Here is a 17,231-nt window from a genome sequence, read left to right as displayed (position 1 = left end):
GGCGGGCCCTTCGGTTTGGGGGCCGCGGGGTGGGCGGCCGGTGGTGCGGCCTACGCGGCCTTGCTCAGGGAGGGCAGGCGGCGTTCCGCCATCGCCTTGCGGGTGGCGTAGAGGGTGATGCCGGCGGCGGCGACCATCGCGGCCAGGCCGAGCAGGACGGTGCCGGACCAGCCCGCGGCGTGGAAGGCCGCGGCGCCGAGCGCGCCGCCCAGGCTGCTGCCGAGGTAGTACGCGCACTGGTACAGCGCGGACGCCTGCGCCCGGGCCGTCTTGGCGGTGCGGCTCACCGAGGACGAGGCGACCGCGTGGCCCGCGAAGAAGCCCGCGGTGATCAGGACCAGGCCCGCCAACACCGCGGCCACCGAGGCGATCAGGGTGAGCAGCAGGCCCGCGGCGGTGGTGCCCACCGCCAGGTACAGCGCGCCCCGCCGGCCGACCCGGCCGACCAGCTTCCCGGCCGCGGCCGAGGAGACCGTGCCGACCAGGTAGATGACGAAGATCGAACCGACGATGCCCTGCGGCAGGTTGAACGGCTCGGCGACCAGGCGGTAGCCGATCACCGTGTAGACCGCGCCGAAGACCGTCATGAACAGGGCGCCGATGGCGTAGAGGCGGCGCAGGAGCGGGTCGGCGAGGTGACCGCCGAGGGTGCGGGCCAGCGCCCGCGGTCCCACCGAACGCGGCGCGAAGTGCCGGGCCTTGGGCACCAGCAGCCGGAACGCGACCGCGCACACCACGGCCAGCGCACCCACCGCGCCGAGCGCGGCCCGCCAGCCCCACGCCTGGGCCACCCAGCCGGTGACGATCCGCCCGGACATCCCGCCGATGCTGTTGCCGGCCACGAACAGGCCGATCGCCGCCACCAGCGCCTTCGCGCGCACTTCCTCCGCCAGGAACGCCATCGCGGAGGCCGGCAGTCCGGCCAGGGCCACGCCCTGGACGGCGCGCAGCGCGATCAGCGCGTCGAGGGAGGGGGCGAACGGCACCAGCAGGGCGATCGCCGCGGCGACGGTGAGGGAGGCCGTCATCAGCGTGCGGCGGCCGAACCGCTCGGAGAGCGCGCTCAGCGGGATCACGCCGAGGGCCAGTCCGAAGGTGGCCGCGGAGACGGTCCAACTGGCGCGGTCCGCCGCCACGTTGAGGTCGGCGGAGATCGCCGGCAGCAGCGCCTGCGTGGAGTACAGCAGGGCGAAGGTGGCCACGCCCGCGGCGAAGAGGGCGAGGCTCATCCGGCGGTAGCCGGGGCCGCCCGGCCGCAGCTTGTCGGACTCGGGGTCGACGGCGGCGGAGGGGGAGGGGTCGGTGGACGACGGGGGAGAGGCGGCCGCACGGTCGGTGACGGACGCCCCGGTATCAGCGGGAGGCATGGCGCGAAAGTAGAACGATCGCATCTCATGCGTCCAATGCATCAAAACGACATAATCGATGCTGTGACACATGATCCCAGTTCACAGCCGTCTCTGTCGCAAGCTCGCAACAGAAAAGACATTCCGGAACGCCTCCGTAGCGCCCCGCCGACCGCCCCCGAACCGGCCGGGCTGGGCCCCGACTCCTGGGCGGGGACCCTCGCCCCACGGCTCGCCCAGTTCGCCGCCGTCGCCCGGCACGAGCACGTCACCCGCGCCGCCCAGGAACTCGGCATGCCCCAGCCGACCCTCAGTCGCGCCCTGGTGCGCCTGGAGGACGACCTGGGAGTGGCGCTGTTCGCCCGGCACGGCCGGGCGCTCTCCCTCACCCCGGCCGGCCACGCCTTCCGGGCCGCCGCCGAGCGCGCGCTGATCGACCTGGAGCGCGCCACCGACACCGTCCGCGCCGACGCCGACCCGGCCGCCGGCAAGGTCGCCTTCGGCTTCCTGCACACCCTCGGCTCCGAGACCGTCCCCGCCCTGATCCGCAGCTTCCGCGCCGACCACCCCGGCATCCGCTTCCAACTCGTCCAGAACTACGGCGAGGCGATGATCGAACGCCTCCGCGCCGGCGACCTCGACCTCTGCCTGACCTCCCCGGTGCCGGACTACCCGGACCTGGTCGCCCGCCGCCTCGACGAGCAGAAGCTCCGCCTGGTGGTCCCGGACGACCACCCGCTGGCCGGCCGCAAGCGGATCCGCCTGGCGGAGGCGGCCGGCGAACTCTTCGTCACCCTCGAACCGGGCTACGGCCTGCGCCGGATCACCGACGCCCTGTGCGCCGAGGCCGGCTTCACCCCGCGCGTCGCCTTCGAGGGCGAGGAGGCCGAGACCCTGCGCGGCCTGGTCGCCGCCGGCCTGGGTGTCGCCCTCCTGCCGCCACCCGCCGTCCCCCGCCCGGGCGTTGCCGAACTGACCGTCACCGCACCGCGCGCCGTCCGCGAGATCGGCGTCGCCTGGCTCGACGGCCGGGTCGACACGCCCCCGGTCGCCGCCTTCAAGAAGTTCCTGCTGGGGCGTCGGGGGCAACTGCTGTCGTGAGCCGGGCCCGGGGCGGCGGGGGCGCTCGGTGCGGGTAAGGGTGCCCGTCGTCCTCGCGTCACGAACGCGCCGCCGCGCGACGTCGGTTGGTGTCGTGCGGTGAGGGCGGGGAGGCCCTCAGTGCCGCAACGACGCCCCGAACCCCGATGCCAACGGCATCCGTAGCCCCAGGGGCGGGGGAGCGACCAGGGCGTCCTTGACCGGGCGGGCGTAGGCGTGGGTGAAGAGGGCGCCGAGGAGGAAGTCGGTGGCGAGGGCGTGGACTTCGGAGCGGTGTTGGTGGAGGGAGTGGCCGTCGGAGTGCACCTCGAAGCGGCAGGTGTCGCGGTTGATCTTCTTGGCGCGTTGGGCGTAGCGGTAGGAGAGGTCGGGGTCGACCCGTTCGTCGTTGGTGCCGTGCACCAACAGCACCTGGCGGCCGACCAGTTGCTTCACCGGCTCGGGGTCGGTGCCGTGCTGGCGGGGGTCGGGGAGCCAGGGGGCGAGGGCCAGGACGGCGTGGACGGCCGGGTGGCCGGCGGCGTGCAGGGCGGCGCGGGCGCCCCGGCCGGTGCCGACCAGCGCGACCGGCACGTCGCCGTAGCGGCGGACCACCTCGTCCACCGCCCAGGTCGCGTCCCGTGCCGGGTGCGCCTCGGGGCCGTTCCAGCCGCGGCAGCGGTAGTGCACCACATGGGCGGCCAGCCCCTCGGGGCGGCCGGCTCTCGCCAGCCGGGCGGCCAACGGGCGGGCCGTCAGCGCCCGTACGGGAGACGGCCGGCGCAGCCCGCTCGGCCCGCATCCGGGCAGGAGGAGGGCGACGGCGTTCACCGTCCGGTCCGTGCCGCCCGCTCCCAGCGGCTTTCCGAGCCGGGCCTCGCGCACCGGCAGTGCATGCTGAGTCACGAGGAGAACGATGGCAGAACGCGGCGTCCTGTCCACCCTGTGGACGGGTCACCGTTGCGTATCGTTCGACGGGCTCTACGCGCGTAGGGGCTACAGTGCGGCAATGACGAGCGAGTTCAGCAATCCGCCCACGCCCGAACAGATCCGTCGCGCACCCAAGGTGCTGCTCCACGACCACCTCGACGGCGGGCTGCGCCCCGCCACCGTCGTCGAGCTGGCCCGTGAAGCCAACTACGGGGGGCTCCCCGAGACCGACCCCGAGAAGCTGGGGAGCTGGTTCCGGGAGGCCGCCGACTCCGGTTCGCTGGAACGGTATCTGGAGACCTTCGCGCACACCTGTGCCGTCATGCAGACCCGGGAGGCGCTGTTCCGGGTCGCGGCCGAGTGCGCCGAGGACCTGGCCGCCGACGGCGTCGTCTACGCCGAGATCCGGTACGCGCCCGAGCAGCACCTTCAGTCCGGGCTCGGCCTCGAAGAGGTCGTCGAGGCCGTCAACGAGGGCTTCCGGGAGGGCGAGCGGCGGGCCCGCGCCAACGGACACCGCATCCGCGTCGGCGCGCTGTTGACCGCGATGCGGCACGCCGCCCGCGCCCTGGAGATCGCCGAACTCGCCAACCGCTACCGCGACCTGGGCGTGGTCGGCTTCGACATCGCGGGCGCCGAGGCCGGTTACCCGCCCACCCGCCACCTCGACGCTTTCGAGTACCTCAAGCGGGAGAACAACCACTTCACCATCCACGCCGGCGAGGCGTTCGGCCTGCCCTCCATCTGGCAGGCGCTCCAGTGGTGCGGCGCCGACCGGCTCGGCCACGGCGTGCGCATCATCGACGACATCGAGGTCGCCGACGACGGCTCGGTCACCCTCGGCCGGCTCGCCTCCTACGTCCGCGACAAGCGCATCCCGTTGGAGCTGTGCCCCTCCTCCAACCTCCAGACCGGCGCCGCCGCTTCCTACGCCGAGCACCCCATCGGCCTGCTGCGCCGGCTGCAGTTCCGCTGCACCGTCAACACCGACAACCGCCTCATGAGCGGCACGAGCATGTCCCGGGAATTCGAGCACCTGGTCCGGACATTCCGCTACACGCTCGATGACATGCAGTGGTTCACGGTCAATGGCATGAAGTCCGCCTTCCTTCCTTTCGATGAACGTCTGGCCATGATCAATGACGTCATCAAGCCCGGATACGCGGAATTGCGATCCGAGTGGCTCTTTCGCCAGTCGGCCGCAACTCCCGTGCCCAGCAGGGACCCTGACGCAGAGTGAGCGCGTTTAACGGCGCCTAGCGCAACGGCCGGTGGATTGTCCACCGGCCGTTTTCCGGCATGCCGACAGTGTTTGCGGCGGTGGTGGCTGAATCACTAGGTTTCCTAGTCGGTCAAGCCCCCATCACGAGGACGTAATGCAATGAAGCAGGGAACCGTCAAGACTCTTGGTGCCGTTGCGCTCGGCGCCGCCATCGCCGCCTCCGCCGCGGGCGTCGCCACCGCCGCCCCCGTGGGCAACTCGATCGACGCCAACGGGGTACTGCACAGCCTGCCGGTGAAGGACGCCACCACGGCCCTCTCCGGGGCGACCCAGAAGGGCGACGGCAACGGCGTCAAGCCCAAGACCAAGGTGACGTCCAAGGGCAACAGGCTGCTCGGCGGCCTGCCCGCCAGCAAGATCACCAAGGGCATCCACCTCGGCGGCTGACCGGCCCCACCCCCCTCCCCTCCCCTAGGGGGCACCCCCAGTGCTGCCCCGGTCCGCGCGCGGTATCCCGCGCGGGCCGGGGCGTCGTCGCACCCGGGGCGGCGGGTTACCAGGCGGCGGCGTCGCGCCCCTTCTCCTCCGAGGGGAGGAGGATCCACAGCGCGAGGTACACCAGGAACTGCGGGCCGGGCAGCAGGCAGGAGAGCACGAATATCACCCGCATCGTCGCCGGGGAGGTCCCGAAGCGGCGGGCGAGGCCGGCGCAGACACCGGCGATCATGCGGTTGTTGGCGGGACGGACCAGTGCGGCGGCCATTGCGGGCTTCTCCTTCTCGAACGATCCGGGGCGGTTGCCCCGATGCCTCAAAAGTAGGTCTGACCGGCGGAGAAAACGTCAGCCTGCGGGGCCAGACCGACCCTGGAGATTCTCGGGGTCGCACCCCTGAGACGCTCGTCCCGGCGACGGAGCCGACACCGGACCCCGGGAACGATCAGCAGATGGGCCAGCGCCACCCCGAGCGTGTTCAGCAACACCGCGTCGACGTCCGGCACCTGGCCCGGCACCCCGGTCTGCCACAGCTCTATCGTCAGCGAGATCATCGCGCCGGCGAAGACCGTACGGGCCATCGAGGCCAGCGGGGAAACGTTCAAGCGGCCCCCGACCAGCGGCAGTAGCACCCCCAGCGGCGCCAGCAGCAACACCGGCCCGCCCAGGTGCCACACCGCCGACCAACCACCCCGCGCCAGCTCGGCGTTGATCGACGCCAGCGGCTGGAGATTGGCGGCCGGCACCCACGGCACCGTACGGGGACGCAACATCAGCCACCCGACGATCAGCAGATGCGCCACAAGGAGGAGAAACCCAGTGGCGCGCAAACGGGGGGCGACGGTGGTGCCGGGGCCATGACGCTGCACACAGGCCAGGACGCCGGTAGCGGGGGCCGCGGTTCCGCCCCGTTGCGCCCGTCTTGGCCCGAAGCGCTCGGGCCCTTCCCGGGGCGCCGCTGACGGATCCGAGCGGCAGGAAGGCGCGGCGCGCTAGCTCTCCTCGGCCTGCGGGTCGCCCCAGCCCGCGTGCTGCGCGATGTCCGGATTGGCCAGTACGTCCGGCGAGCAGTCGAAGCGGTGCGCCGCCGCCCCGCCCGGGCCGCCCAGCAGCGCGCCCCCGGTCCGGCCCAGCGTCACGCTCCGGCCGTAGGTGCACACCAGTTGCGCCAGCGCGAACGACGGCAGGTCGTCCGGCTCGACGGACAGCCGCAGCGCCTCCGGCGCGTCCCCCGCGCGCGGCCCGGCCACCCGCAGCGACCGGGGCACCGCGGTGCTGAACCCCGCCCGGGCCTCGCCGGCCGCCGGCGGCTTCTGGAGCTCCACCAGCAGTGCGCGGGCCACCGGCAGCCGGACCGCGGCCCCCGGTGCGGCCTTCGGCCGGGTCACCGACCGCTCCACCGGGACCAGCGTCGAACCGCACACCAGATACACCGCCGCCCGCTGCTCCCCGGGCGCGCCCGAGGACGCGAGCTGATCCGGGGCCTGGCAGCTCACCCGGGACGGCGCGCCGCCCGCGTCCACCGGGACGGACGTGCCGCGGACGCCGCAGCCCGCGACGGCCAGCGCCAGCGCGGCCACCGCCGCGGCCCGCCACACCGCGCCGGACCGGAACCGCCGATTCACTGCCGGCCCTCCGCGCCCTCGCCGGCGTCCGCCGGCCGCTCACCGCGGGCGGTGCGCTCCGCGTCGTCGGCCAGCCCGGAGGCGTCCATGGGCAGGTGCAGGGTGAAGACCGCGCCGCCCTCGGGATGGTTGGCCGCGCTGATCCGGCCGCCGTGGATGTGCGCGTTCTCCTGCGCGATCGACAGGCCCAGGCCGCTGCCCTCGGACCGCGGCCGGGACGCGCTCGCCTTGTAGAAGCGGTCGAAGACGTGCGGCAACACCTCCTCCGGGATGCCCGGACCGTGGTCCCGCACCCGGATGACCAACTGGCCGCCCTCGGGCTCGACCGCCGCGCCCTCGGCCGCGTCCCCGCCCGGCGCGCCCGCCACGGGTCGGCCGGGCTGGCCCGGTTCCGTACGGACCGACACCCGCACCGGCGAGCCGCCGTGCTTGAGGGCGTTGCCGATCAGGTTCGCCAGGATCACGTCCAGCCGCCGCGGGTCCAGACGGGCCATGATGCCGCGGTCGGCGTCCAGTTCCACCGCGTCCAGCCAGGCCCGGGCGTCGATGCAGGCGGTCACCTGGTCGGCGACGTCGACGTAGTCCAGCACCAGCCGGGCCGTGCCGGCGTCGAAGCGGGTGACCTCCATGAGGTTCTCCACGAGGTCGTTCAGCCGCCGGGTCTCGCTGACCACCAACTGCACGGCCGGCGCGATCATCGGGTCGAGGGAGTCGGCCTCCTCCTCCAGCACCTCGGTGACCGCGGTGATCGCGGTCAGCGGGGTGCGCAGCTCGTGCGACATGTCGGCGACGAACCGGCGGGACGACGCCTCCCGCGCGCTGAGCTCCTCGACGCGCTGCTCCAGCCGCTCCGCGGTGCGGTTGAACGTCCGGGACAGATCCGCCAGTTCGTCGGTGCCGGTCACCCGCAGCCGGGTGTCCAGCCGCCCCTCGCCCAACTGCCGCGCCGCGTAACCGAGTCGCTGCACCGGGCGCAGCACCGTCGTCGCGGCCGCCTGCGCCAGCAGCGCCGAGCCGACCAGCGCCAGCGCGGTGGCGATCCCCAGCGACCAGCCCAGCGATGTCAGGTCCTGCCGCTCGGTGGCCAGCGACTTCATCATGTAGCCGGTCGGCCCGCCGCCGATCACCTTCGCGCCGGCGACGAGGTACGGGACGTCGCCGACCTCGTTGCGCTGCCAGTACAGGTGGTGCGCGGAGTGGTTGTTCTCGTCGACCGGGCGCACCTGGTCGACCGCGTTGCGCAGCGACTGCGGCACCGTCGCCAGGGTCAGCAGGTCCTTGTTGGTGGTGGCCGCGCACTCCTTGCCGTCGCGGTCCAGCCCGATCAGCAGCACCGTGTAGTTCTGCGGGCCGGCCGCCATCTGCCGGGCCGCGTCCTGGAGTTCGGGGCAGCTCGGGCGCAGCGGCAGCGAACGGGTGGTGTCCTGGAGCGACTTGCGGAAGTCCTTCAGGGCGGCGTTCTGCGTGCGGTCCAGGACCGTGTTGCGGTTCAGCCAGTACGCGATCCCGGACGCCGAGACCGCCGCCGTCAGCGCCACCAGCGCGAACACCACGACCAGCCGCAGCCGCAGGCTCGTCAGCCGCAGCGCCCCCGCGACCCGGCGCAGCAGCCGCACCGGCCGCCCGCCGTCCGCGGCCGTCCGCCGCTTCCCCTCCCCGGCGCCCCCGCCGCTCGTCCCCCCTGCCGTCACTGGGGCGCGTCCAGCCGGTAGCCGACCCCGCGGACCGTACGGATCAGCGTCGGTGAGGACGGGACGTCCTCCACCTTGGCGCGCAGCCGCTGCACACAGGCGTCCACCAGCCGCGAGTCACCGAGGTAGTCGTGCTCCCACACCAGCCGCAGCAACTGCTGCCGGGACAGCGCCTGGCCGGGCCGGCGGCTCAGCTCCAGCAGCAACCGCAGCTCGGTCGGGGTCAGTTGGAGGTCCTGGCCGTTCTTGGTGACGGTCATCGCCGACCGGTCGATCACCAGTGAGCCGAACGTCGCCGAATCGCTGGACTCCCGCTCGCCGCGCCGCAGCACCGCGCGGATCCGGGCGTCCAGCACCCGGCCCTGCACCGGCTTGACGACATAGTCGTCCGCACCGGACTCCAGCCCCACCACCACGTCGATGTCGTCGCTGCGCGCGGTGAGCAGGATGATCGGCAACTGGTCCGTGCGGCGGATCCGGCGGCACACCTCGAAGCCGTCGATGCCGGGCAGCATCACGTCCAGCACGATCAGGTCCGGACGCTGCTCGCGCAGCAGCTTCAGGCCGTCCTCGCCCGTCGCCGCGGTCATCACGCGGTGACCCTGGCGGGACAGCGAGAGTTCGAGGGCCGTGCGGATGGCGTCGTCGTCCTCGATCAGCAACAGGAAAGGCACGCTCGCCATTCTGGCCCATGGGACGCCGGGAGATCGACCGGCGCCGCCCGCGGTGCCCGGCTCGCCCCGCACCAGGCACCGCGCCCGGCCGCGATCACCCCTGTGACACGTCTGTGACAGACGGCGGACAACGCGATGAAACTGGCTTGGCAGTCTTTTGGTCAGCCGGGAGAGATCAACACCGCCGAGGCGGGATCTCGACCGGCGAAGTACCGAAACGAACCGGCTCGATCGACGGGGGGCAGCGCGATGAACACTCTGCACGGCACTACTTCCGGCGCAGTCGTCACACGCCTTCACGACATCCGGACCGGAGAGAAGTCCGGGGCTGCGGGAATGCGGGGGTGTGCTCGCGGCACCGGACGTCAACGACCGCCCTACATGGTGGCCATTGACGCGACGGCGGTCTCCACTCAGGGGCCCAACGGGGGAAACGAGGGCCAGGGGAGCGCCGACGGGGGAACCAACAGGGGAGCGGCGTACGGGGGGACGGGGGACCGGCGCACCGCGACGCAGGAGGCCGAGGCCGAAGCGGCCTTCACCGCCTACGTCCAGGAGCGCCGCGCCTCCCTGTACGCCACCGCGTACCACCTGACCGGCGACCGCTACGAGGCCGAGGACCTGCTGCAGAGCGCCCTGTTCTCGACCTACCGGGCCTGGGACCGGATCAGCGACAAGGCCGCGCTCGGCGGCTATCTGCGCCGCACCATGACGAACCTGCACATCAGCGCCTGGCGCCGGCGCAGGCTCAACGAGTACCCGACCGAGGAACTGCCCGAGACCGCCACCGATGCGGACGCGATGCGCGGCACCGAGCTGCGCGCCGTCCTGTGGCAGGCACTGGCCCGGCTGCCCGAGACGCAGCGCACCATGCTGGTGCTGCGCTACTACGAGGGCCGCACGGACCCGGAGATCGCGGACATCCTCAACATCAGTGTCGGCACGGTGAAGTCCAGCATCTGGCGCTCCCTGCGCCGGCTGCGCGAGGACGAGGTCCTCAGCTTCGGCCGTGACGAGGAGGAGTCCTTCGGCGCACTGGTCGCCTGAGGACGGGGGGAAAGACCCGAGGGGGATCCGGGGGGAGAGCCCGAGGGGGAACAAGGGGAAAACGGGGGACACGGGGGATAGCGAGCGGGTTCGGACGGCCGGGGGGTTTGTCCGAACCCGCTCTTCCGTGTGCGCGCCCGCGGCACCGGTGGACGGGCGCCCGCGGACGGCCCCCTCAGGGCCGGGTCGCCGCCCCCACCGGGCACTGGGCCCGCGCCGCCGCTATCCGGTCCAACGCCTCCGGTTTGGCGCACGGGTGGGCACCGAGCCCGGCGTGCCGGGCCACGATCGTCCGCTCGTTGCGCAGCAGCCGCAGCCCCCGCCGCACCAGATACAGCGGCGGCTTGCGGCCCTCGCGCAGATCCCGGGCCAGCCGCCGGCGGAAGGTGGTGGCGGGGCGCCCGCGCAGGCAGAGCGCATCGGCCAACAGCCCCGCCTCCCGGCACCGTTCGATGATGTCGGCGGCGAACACGCCCTCCGCGATGAACAGCGCCGCCCCGTCGAGCACCAGCCCCGCGGAGCCGGTCCGGGCGCTGGCCGCGATGTCGTACTCCGGCACCACGGTCCGGCCGGTGCGGCACAGCTCCGCGATGGCCGCGACGGCGGCGCCCGCGTCCCAGGACAACGGCGAGTCCCAGTCCGCGCCGTCCCCGTCCGGCAACTGCGGCAACGACGGGTCCGTGCCGTCCTTGTAGAAGTCGTCGAGGTTGAGCACGGGCAGGCCGGTCAGCGCGGCCAGGGACGTCTTCCCGGAGCCGGACGGTCCGGTCAGCAGCACGACACGGGCGGGACGCGGGAGGGAGGGCAAGTCGGAGGTCACGGGCACTCATTGTCGGGCATTGCGCCGTGGGGGGTACCCCTGGCGCGCGAGGTGGAACCCCCGCCACCGCTCAACTACGCTACGCAGTCGATCGATTACGCATCGGGCTTGGGTCTTGCTGCGCAGCCGATCGCGACACCGCAATTCCGCTCCGTTCCGATCCACAGGCAGGTGGCACAGATGCCCTCCCACGCACGACCCAACCCCAGCCGCGTACCCCGCGGTCTGTTGCGCGCCGGTTTGGTGATCTCCGCGGCCGGCGTCGCGCTCACGGGCGGCGCTGCGGCGGCGGGCGCGGCCGCCCCCGCGACCGGCGGCACCGCCCCCCGGCACCCCGTGGCGGACGAAGGGGCCGTGGGGCACGCGCTGGCCCACGCGATGACGGGCTCCACCGGCCGCGGCCTCGGCCCCGTCAAGGACCTCAAGCTGGACCCGATGTCCCACACCGGCGTCGACCCGCTGGCCAACGCCGTCGGCACCCAGGTCGCCGACTTCAAGCCGATGAGCACCGCGCAGTTGACGGACCCGGTGACCCGGGGCGGCTCGCTGCGCGACCTCCCGGGGACCGGCACCGCGATGCGGCTGCTGCCCGGCTGACGGGCCGCCGCCCCTTCCCACGACGAACGGCGCGGGACCGAAGCCCACCAGGGCCCCGGTCCCGCGCCGTTCGTCGATGCCGCTCCGGCCGACGGATCAGACCCCCATCGGGTGCCACACCGTCTTGGTCTCCAGGAACGCCAGCAGCCGGTCGGTGCCCGGGTCGGCGGTCCAGTCCACCGCCCGCGGGCGCAGCACCCGCTTGAGGTTGTCCGCCGCCGCGGTTTCCAGCTCCTTCGCCAACTCGGCGTCCGCGCCCGCCAGATCCAGCGCGTTGACGTCCTGGTGCGCGGCCAGCGGCGCGCCCAGCTCCGCCGTGCGGCCCGAGAGCAGGTTGACCACGCCGCCCGGCAGGTCCGAGGTGGCCAGCACCTCGGCCAGCGACAGCGCCGGCAGCGGGGCCCGCTCGGACGTCACGACCACGGCGGTGTTGCCGGTGACGATCACCGGGGCCAGTACCGACACCAGGCCCAGGAACGACGACTCCTGCGGGGCCAGCACGGCCACCACGCCGGTCGGCTCGGGCGCGGAGAGGTTGAAGTACGGGCCCGCGACCGGGTTCGAAGAACCGGCGATCTGGGCGACCTTGTCGGACCAGCCCGCGTACCAGACCCAGCGGTCGATCGCCGCGTCCACCTGCGCCGCGGCCTTCGCCTTCGACAGCCCCTCGGCGTCGGCGACCTCCGCGACGAACTGGTCCCGGCGGCCCTCCAGCATCTCGGCGGTGCGGTACAGGATCTGCCCGCGGTTGTACGCCGTCGCCCCGGACCAGCCGCCGAACGCCTTGCGGGCCGCGACCACCGCGTCCCGGGCGTCCTTGCGGGAGGCCAGCGGGGCGTTGGCGAGCCAGTTGCCCTTGGAGTCGCTCACTTCGTACACCCGGCCGCTCTCGGATCGCGGGAACTTCCCGCCCGCGTACAGCTTGTAGGTCTTGAGAACGCTCAAACGATCAGACATTGAGGTACGCCTCCAGACCGTGCCGGCCGCCCTCGCGACCGTGGCCCGACTCCTTGTAACCGCCGAACGGCGAGGCCGGGTCGAACTTGTTGAACGTGTTGGACCAGATGACGCCCGCGCGCAGCTTGTTCGCCATCCACAGCATCCGGGAGCCCTTCTCCGTCCAGATGCCCGCCGACAGGCCGTAGGGGGTGTTGTTGGCCTTGGCCACCGCCTCCTCCGGCGTGCGGAAGGTCAGCACCGACAGCACCGGGCCGAAGACCTCCTCGCGGGCGATCCGGTGCGCCTGGGTGACGCCGGTGAACAGCGTCGGCGCGAACCAGTAACCGGAACCGGGCAGTTCGCACGCCGGCGACCAGCGCTCGGCGCCCTCGGCCTCGCCCGCGTCGGCGAGCTCGGTGATCCGGGCCAACTGCTCGGCGGAGTTGATCGCGCCGATGTCGGTGTTCTTGTCCAGCGGGTCGCCGACCCGCAGGGTGGCCATCCGGCGCTTGAGGGCGTCCAACAGCTCGTCCTGGATCGACTCCTGGACCAGCAGCCGGGAGCCCGCGCAGCACACGTGCCCCTGGTTGAAGAAGATCCCGTTGACGATCCCCTCGACGGCCTGGTCTACGGGTGCGTCGTCGAAGACGATGTTGGCCGCCTTGCCGCCCAGTTCGAGGGTGACCTTCTTCTGCGTACCGGCGACGGTACGGGCGATCGCCTTGCCGACGCCGGTGGAGCCGGTGAAGGCGACCTTGTTGATGTCGGGGTGGGCCACCAGCGCGGCGCCGGTCGAGCCGTCACCGGTGACGATGTTGACCACGCCCTTGGGGAGCCCGGCCTGGCGGCAGATGTCCGCGAAGAAGAGGGCGGACAGCGGGGTGGTCTCGGCCGGCTTGAGCACCACGGTGTTGCCGCAGGCCAGCGCCGGGGCGATCTTCCACGCCAGCATCAGCAGCGGGAAGTTCCACGGGATCACCTGGCCGGCCACGCCCAGCGGCTTGGGGTCCGGGCCGAAGCCCGCGTGGCCCAGCTTGTCGGCCCAGCCCGCGTAGTAGAAGAAGTGCGCTGCCACCAGCGGCAGATCGGAGTCCCGGGACTCGCGGATCGGCTTGCCGTTGTCCAGCGTCTCCAGGACGGCCAGCTCGCGCGAGCGCTCCTGGATGAGCCGGGCGATCCGGAAGAGGTACTTGGCGCGCTCGGCGCCGGGCAGCGCCGACCACTTCTCGAACGCCTTCCGGGCCGCCCTGACCGCGCGGTCCACGTCCTCGGCGGTGCCCTGGGCGTACTCGGCCAGCACCTCCTCGGTGGCGGGCGAGACGGTCTTGCGCAGGCCGCCGCCCGCGCTCTCGGTGAACTCGCCGTCGATGAACAGCCCGTAGGAGGGCGCGAGGTTCACGACGGCGCGCGACTCCGGCGCCGGTGCGTACGCGAAGATGTTGGCCATGGTCAGTCCACCGTGACGTAGTCGGGGCCGGAGTACCGGCCGGTGCTGAGCTTCTGACGCTGCATCAGCAGGTCGTTGAGGAGGCTGGAGGCGCCGAAGCGGAACCAGTCCGCGGTCAGCCACTCCTCGCCCAGCGTCTCGTTGACCATCACCAGGTACTTGAGCGCGTCCTTGGTGGTGCGGATGCCGCCGGCCGGCTTGACGCCGACCTGCACGCCGGTGGCCGCGCGGAAGTCCCGCACCGCCTCCAGCATCAGCAGGGTGACCGGGGGCGTGGCGTTGACCGCCACCTTGCCGGTCGAGGTCTTGATGAAGTCGGCGCCGGCGAGCATCGCGAGCCAGGAGACCCGGCGGACGTTGTCGTAGGTCTGGAGCTCGCCGGTCTCGAAGATGACCTTCAGGTGCGCGGCGCTGCCGTCGGGGCGGGCGCACGCCTCCTTCACGGCCTTGATCTCCTCGAAGACCTCCAGGTAGCGGCCGGAGAGGAAGGCGCCCCGGTCGATCACCATGTCGATCTCGTCGGCGCCGGCGGCCACCGCGTCCCGGGTGTCGGCCAGCTTGACCGGCAGCGCGGCCCGGCCCGCCGGGAAGGCGGTGGCGACCGAGGCGACGTGGATGCCGGAGCCGGCGAGCGCCTCCTTGGCGACTCCGACCATGTCCGGGTAGACGCAGATCGCGGCGACCTTGGGGGCGGTGCGGTCGGTGGGGTCGGGGTGGACACCCTTGGCGCACAGCGCCCGGACCTTGCCGGGGGTGTCCGCGCCTTCGAGCGTCGTCAGGTCGATCATCGAGACCGCCAGGTCGATGGCGTACGCCTTCGCCGTGGTCTTGATCGAGCGGGTGCCGAGCGTGGCGGCGCGGGCCTGCAGCCCTACCGCGTCGACGCCGGGGAGTCCGTGCAGGAAGCGGCGCAGCGCTCCGTTCGAGGCGGTCACGTCCGCCATCGACGCCAGGCGCCCCGCGGCCTCCTTGCCGTATGCGGGAACAGTGGTGGGCATGGTCACGAGGGGAGCATATCTACGCGCGTAGCGACATGCCAGCCCCCGGATTTTGATCCTTGGGGAGGGGGTGGGGATCCGGCCGGAGCCACGGAGGGCGCGGAACGGGCGGAATGGATGGAACGGATGGAACCGGTGGATCAGGTGAGACTCGTGAGGTTCGCGGACATCTCGCGAGAAGCGGAAGAAAGAGTTCTGAGCGCGCACTGTGGATTTTCTGTTACATAACGGCGGTGTTTCGATCAAACAAGATCAGTACTGTCTTCCTCAGTGCGCCCCCCGGTTGATCGATGATTTGCCCGCCGGGGTGGTGGAGCGCGCTTCTTCGGTCAACACGACATATCAACAGGGGAGTTGGGCATGTCATCCTTGTTCTCGCGCCGGCGCCGGGTCTTCCGCACCGCCGCGACCTCCGCCGCGCTCGCGGTCGCCGTTCTCGGCCCGGCCTCCGGGGCCTTCGCCGCCGATGCCACGACGGCGGATTCCGCTGCCAATACCCCCGCCGCCTCCGGCCAGGAGACCACCGGCGGCGCCGCGACCCACACCGCGGAGCAGGCGAACGGCGGCGCGGGCGAGCAACGGCCGGAGACCGGTCGGCGTCCCGCGGACGCGCCGACGGGCGAGAACGCCGAGCACACCGCCGCCGAGCCGCCCGCCGCCGGTCAGCAGGCCCCCGACCGCTACGCCGGGGAGCCCGTCTACCTCGGCAACGGCCACGTCGCCGTGCTCCGCAACGACCCGGCCGCCGGCGGCCCCGAGGCATGGATCCGCTACGTCGGCCCCCACTGGAAGCCCGGCGACACCTACATGGTCCGGGTGGTGGGCCTCCTCGACCGGGCGGACCGCACCGCCACCATCGGCGGGATGACCCTGCGCCTGCTCGACGCGGACGGCGCCGCCCCCCGGCTCCAGGTCACCGGCCCCCAGGGCACCAAGACCTACGCGCTGCCCCGGTCCACCAAGCCGGACGCCAAGCCGGACGCCAAGCCGGACGCCAAGCCGGACGCAAAGCCGGACGCCAAGCCGGACGCCAAGTCGGGCGCGAAGCCGGTCAGTCAGCGCGGGGACTGCACCGCCACCGAGCGGCAGCCGATCGGCGCCAGGACCGTGGCCGTGCTGACCAACGGCCCGAAGGGGCCGCGGGTGACCTTCGAGGGCGCGGGCGACCCGCCCGAGCCGCTGCCCCACGTCCTGGACCGCGCGCACCCCCAACTCCCCGACAGCGCCGGCTTCCTGGCGAAGATCGTGGACGCCGACGGCGCCCGCCCGAAGCTGATCACCAACATGGAGGGCGGCGGCCACCCGGCCTCCACCACCCGCTTCCCGCAGGTCCCCCAGGGCTGCTCGATCCCGGTGGGCAAGGTCGCCGGCACCGGCGCGAGGACCGCCGCCGCCACTGATGCCGTCGCCACCGGCTCCGCCGTCAAGGCCACCGGCGGCCAGACCAAGCTCGTCCCCACGGGCGCGGTCGCGGCCGGCGCCGAGGGCGTCGGCGACCCCGACCACACCCTCGTCTTCGCGGGCGGCGCGCTCGCCTCGGTCGGTGCCGCGGGCGTCGCGGTCGCGGTGCTGCGCCGCCGCCCGGACGCGGATTCGCGGAGGTGAGCCGCGCCCTCCAGGGGCGCGGGGCGGGCCGCCGGACCCTGGCGGCCTGCCTGTTCGCCCTGGTGCTCGGCGGCGCCCTGCTCGTCATCGGCCTGGTGGGGAGCGGGCCGGCGATCGGCGCGCCGCCGGTGCACCTCGCCCCGGCCGCCGCCGCGCCCCCGAAGACCCCGGCGTCCCCGATGCCGGCCGCCGCGCCCGTACGGGTACGGATTCCGGCCGCCGGTGTGGACACCGGGCCGGTGCTGCGCCTCGGCCTCGCCGCCGACGGCACCGTCGAGGTGCCGCCCGTCAAGGACGCCGACCGCATCGGCTGGTACGACAAGGGCGTCACCCCCGGCGAGAGGGGCCCCGCCGTCCTCATCGGCCACTACGACACCGTCGAGGGCCCCGCCGTCATGAAGGACGTCGCCAGGATCAGGCCCGGGGACCGGATCCTCGTGGACCGGACGGACGGCAGCACCGCCGTCTTCGCCGTCCGCGCGCTCCAGCAGGTGGACAAGGAGCGCTTCCCGACGCGGCGGGTCTACGGGAACACCCCGCGCCCCGAACTGCGCCTGATCACCTGCGGTGGCGACCTGCGCGACGGGCACCGCCCGGACAACATCATCGTCTACGCCGACCTGCTGCCACGCGGCGCGTGACCACCGCCTCGCGGGTGCGGTCATTGATGCCGTAACGCAATATCCACGCCGTGTCCGACATCCGGACGGTCAGGCA

At 73.0% G+C, this 17,231-nt stretch carries 18 protein-coding genes; 7 read left to right on the top strand and 11 right to left on the bottom strand.

Features of this window, described 5'->3' with window-relative positions:
- Positions 1-50: 50 nt before the first annotated feature.
- Positions 51-1,367 carry an MFS transporter gene (locus tag PV796_RS15300; RefSeq protein WP_274913699.1) on the bottom strand — a complete coding sequence of 439 codons (1,317 nt, stop codon included), beginning with the start codon at positions 1,365-1,367 and terminating at the stop codon, positions 51-53.
- Positions 1,368-1,430: 63 nt separating this feature from the next.
- Between PV796_RS15300 and PV796_RS15295 the strand changes: the two genes are divergently transcribed.
- Positions 1,431-2,447 (top strand): LysR family transcriptional regulator, encoded by a 1,017-nt coding sequence (locus PV796_RS15295; protein ID WP_274913698.1) that lies wholly within the window; start codon positions 1,431-1,433, stop codon positions 2,445-2,447.
- 117 nt (positions 2,448-2,564) lie between these two features.
- On the opposite strand, the gene PV796_RS15290 is transcribed toward PV796_RS15295, so the two are convergent.
- A complete protein-coding gene (locus PV796_RS15290) occupies positions 2,565-3,332 on the bottom strand; it encodes an alpha/beta hydrolase (protein ID WP_274913697.1) in 768 nt (255 codons plus the stop codon).
- 103 nt (positions 3,333-3,435) lie between these two features.
- On the opposite strand from PV796_RS15290, the gene PV796_RS15285 reads away from it, so the two are divergent.
- On the top strand, positions 3,436-4,596 hold the full coding sequence (locus PV796_RS15285) for an adenosine deaminase (RefSeq protein WP_274913696.1): 1,161 nt from the start codon (positions 3,436-3,438) through the stop codon (positions 4,594-4,596).
- A 141-nt stretch (positions 4,597-4,737) separates the two neighbouring features.
- The gene (locus tag PV796_RS15280; protein ID WP_274913695.1) at positions 4,738-5,025 is read left to right on the top strand and encodes a hypothetical protein; all 288 of its coding nucleotides are present in this window, start codon (positions 4,738-4,740) and stop codon (positions 5,023-5,025) included.
- Positions 5,026-5,131: 106 nt separating this feature from the next.
- Here the strand turns inward: PV796_RS15280 and PV796_RS15275 are convergent, their stop codons facing one another.
- The 5 genes from PV796_RS15275 to afsQ1 all read right to left on the bottom strand — a co-directional run bounded on the left by PV796_RS15275 (position 5,132) and on the right by afsQ1 (position 9,061).
- Positions 5,132-5,341 carry a PspC domain-containing protein gene (locus tag PV796_RS15275; protein WP_274913694.1) on the bottom strand — a complete coding sequence of 70 codons (210 nt, stop codon included), beginning with the start codon at positions 5,339-5,341 and terminating at the stop codon, positions 5,132-5,134.
- Positions 5,342-5,388: 47 nt separating this feature from the next.
- Entirely contained in the window at positions 5,389-5,940 is a 552-nt protein-coding gene (locus PV796_RS15270) for a VanZ family protein (protein WP_274913692.1), read from the bottom strand.
- A 123-nt stretch (positions 5,941-6,063) separates the two neighbouring features.
- Positions 6,064-6,696, bottom strand: coding sequence for a hypothetical protein (locus tag PV796_RS15265; RefSeq protein ID WP_274913691.1), 633 nt, complete (start codon positions 6,694-6,696; stop codon positions 6,064-6,066).
- Positions 6,693-8,387: a sensor histidine kinase gene (locus PV796_RS15260; protein ID WP_376566418.1), complete on the bottom strand. Its 1,695-nt coding sequence runs from the start codon at positions 8,385-8,387 to the stop codon at positions 6,693-6,695. The genes PV796_RS15265 and PV796_RS15260 overlap by 4 nt, the downstream gene beginning before the upstream one ends.
- Positions 8,384-9,061, bottom strand: coding sequence for a two-component system response regulator AfsQ1 (gene afsQ1 / locus PV796_RS15255; RefSeq protein ID WP_016571665.1), 678 nt, complete (start codon positions 9,059-9,061; stop codon positions 8,384-8,386). The genes PV796_RS15260 and afsQ1 overlap by 4 nt, the downstream gene beginning before the upstream one ends.
- 249 nt (positions 9,062-9,310) lie before the next feature.
- Between afsQ1 and PV796_RS15250 the strand changes: the two genes are divergently transcribed.
- Positions 9,311-10,108 carry a SigE family RNA polymerase sigma factor gene (locus PV796_RS15250; RefSeq protein WP_274913688.1) on the top strand — a complete coding sequence of 266 codons (798 nt, stop codon included), beginning with the start codon at positions 9,311-9,313 and terminating at the stop codon, positions 10,106-10,108.
- A 175-nt stretch (positions 10,109-10,283) separates the two neighbouring features.
- Here the strand turns inward: PV796_RS15250 and PV796_RS15245 are convergent, their stop codons facing one another.
- Positions 10,284-10,928: an ATP-binding protein gene (locus tag PV796_RS15245; protein ID WP_274913686.1), complete on the bottom strand. Its 645-nt coding sequence runs from the start codon at positions 10,926-10,928 to the stop codon at positions 10,284-10,286.
- A gap of 180 nt (positions 10,929-11,108) precedes the next feature.
- On the opposite strand from PV796_RS15245, the gene PV796_RS15240 reads away from it, so the two are divergent.
- Positions 11,109-11,525, top strand: a complete 417-nt coding sequence (locus PV796_RS15240) for a hypothetical protein (protein ID WP_274913685.1) — start codon at positions 11,109-11,111, stop codon at positions 11,523-11,525.
- Positions 11,526-11,621: 96 nt separating this feature from the next.
- Here the strand turns inward: PV796_RS15240 and PV796_RS15235 are convergent, their stop codons facing one another.
- The 3 genes from PV796_RS15235 to deoC are packed head-to-tail and all read right to left on the bottom strand — an operon-like array spanning position 11,622 to position 14,909.
- Positions 11,622-12,482 carry an aldehyde dehydrogenase family protein gene (locus PV796_RS15235; RefSeq protein ID WP_274913683.1) on the bottom strand — a complete coding sequence of 287 codons (861 nt, stop codon included), beginning with the start codon at positions 12,480-12,482 and terminating at the stop codon, positions 11,622-11,624.
- Positions 12,475-13,911 (bottom strand): aldehyde dehydrogenase family protein, encoded by a 1,437-nt coding sequence (locus PV796_RS15230; protein ID WP_274913681.1) that lies wholly within the window; start codon positions 13,909-13,911, stop codon positions 12,475-12,477. Before PV796_RS15230 ends, PV796_RS15235 begins: the two co-directional genes overlap by 8 nt.
- Positions 13,912-13,913: 2 nt before the next feature.
- Positions 13,914-14,909, bottom strand: coding sequence for a deoxyribose-phosphate aldolase (deoC, locus tag PV796_RS15225; protein WP_274919036.1), 996 nt, complete (start codon positions 14,907-14,909; stop codon positions 13,914-13,916).
- 360 nt (positions 14,910-15,269) lie between these two features.
- Between deoC and PV796_RS15220 the strand changes: the two genes are divergently transcribed.
- Together PV796_RS15220 and PV796_RS15215 are read left to right on the top strand one after the other, a co-directional pair.
- Positions 15,270-16,514: a hypothetical protein gene (locus PV796_RS15220; protein WP_274913680.1), complete on the top strand. Its 1,245-nt coding sequence runs from the start codon at positions 15,270-15,272 to the stop codon at positions 16,512-16,514.
- A complete protein-coding gene (locus tag PV796_RS15215) occupies positions 16,511-17,155 on the top strand; it encodes a class F sortase (RefSeq protein ID WP_274913679.1) in 645 nt (214 codons plus the stop codon). Before PV796_RS15220 ends, PV796_RS15215 begins: the two co-directional genes overlap by 4 nt.
- The last annotated feature ends 76 nt before the right edge of the window (positions 17,156-17,231 follow it).

This window comes from Streptomyces sp. WZ-12, from assembly GCF_028898845.1.
Taxonomy (GTDB): Bacteria; Actinomycetota; Actinomycetes; order Streptomycetales; family Streptomycetaceae; genus Streptomyces.
This window is presented reverse-complemented; position numbering and strand designations above follow the sequence as displayed.

Excerpts from the sequence above, each read along its gene's own strand:
- PV796_RS15300 (WP_274913699.1), bottom strand. The coding sequence starts at position 1,367 with ATGCCTCCCGCTGATACCGGGGCGTCCGTCACCGACCGTGCGGCCGCC.
- PV796_RS15285 (WP_274913696.1), top strand. The coding sequence starts at position 3,436 with ATGACGAGCGAGTTCAGCAATCCGCCCACGCCCGAACAGATCCGTCGC.
- PV796_RS15280 (WP_274913695.1), top strand. The coding sequence starts at position 4,738 with ATGAAGCAGGGAACCGTCAAGACTCTTGGTGCCGTTGCGCTCGGCGCC.
- PV796_RS15275 (WP_274913694.1), bottom strand. The coding sequence starts at position 5,341 with ATGGCCGCCGCACTGGTCCGTCCCGCCAACAACCGCATGATCGCCGGT.
- PV796_RS15250 (WP_274913688.1), top strand. The coding sequence starts at position 9,311 with ATGAACACTCTGCACGGCACTACTTCCGGCGCAGTCGTCACACGCCTT.
- PV796_RS15240 (WP_274913685.1), top strand. The coding sequence starts at position 11,109 with ATGCCCTCCCACGCACGACCCAACCCCAGCCGCGTACCCCGCGGTCTG.
- PV796_RS15235 (WP_274913683.1), bottom strand. The coding sequence starts at position 12,482 with ATGTCTGATCGTTTGAGCGTTCTCAAGACCTACAAGCTGTACGCGGGC.
- PV796_RS15230 (WP_274913681.1), bottom strand. The coding sequence starts at position 13,911 with ATGGCCAACATCTTCGCGTACGCACCGGCGCCGGAGTCGCGCGCCGTC.
- deoC (WP_274919036.1), bottom strand. The coding sequence starts at position 14,909 with ATGCCCACCACTGTTCCCGCATACGGCAAGGAGGCCGCGGGGCGCCTG.
- PV796_RS15220 (WP_274913680.1), top strand. The coding sequence starts at position 15,270 with ATGTCATCCTTGTTCTCGCGCCGGCGCCGGGTCTTCCGCACCGCCGCG.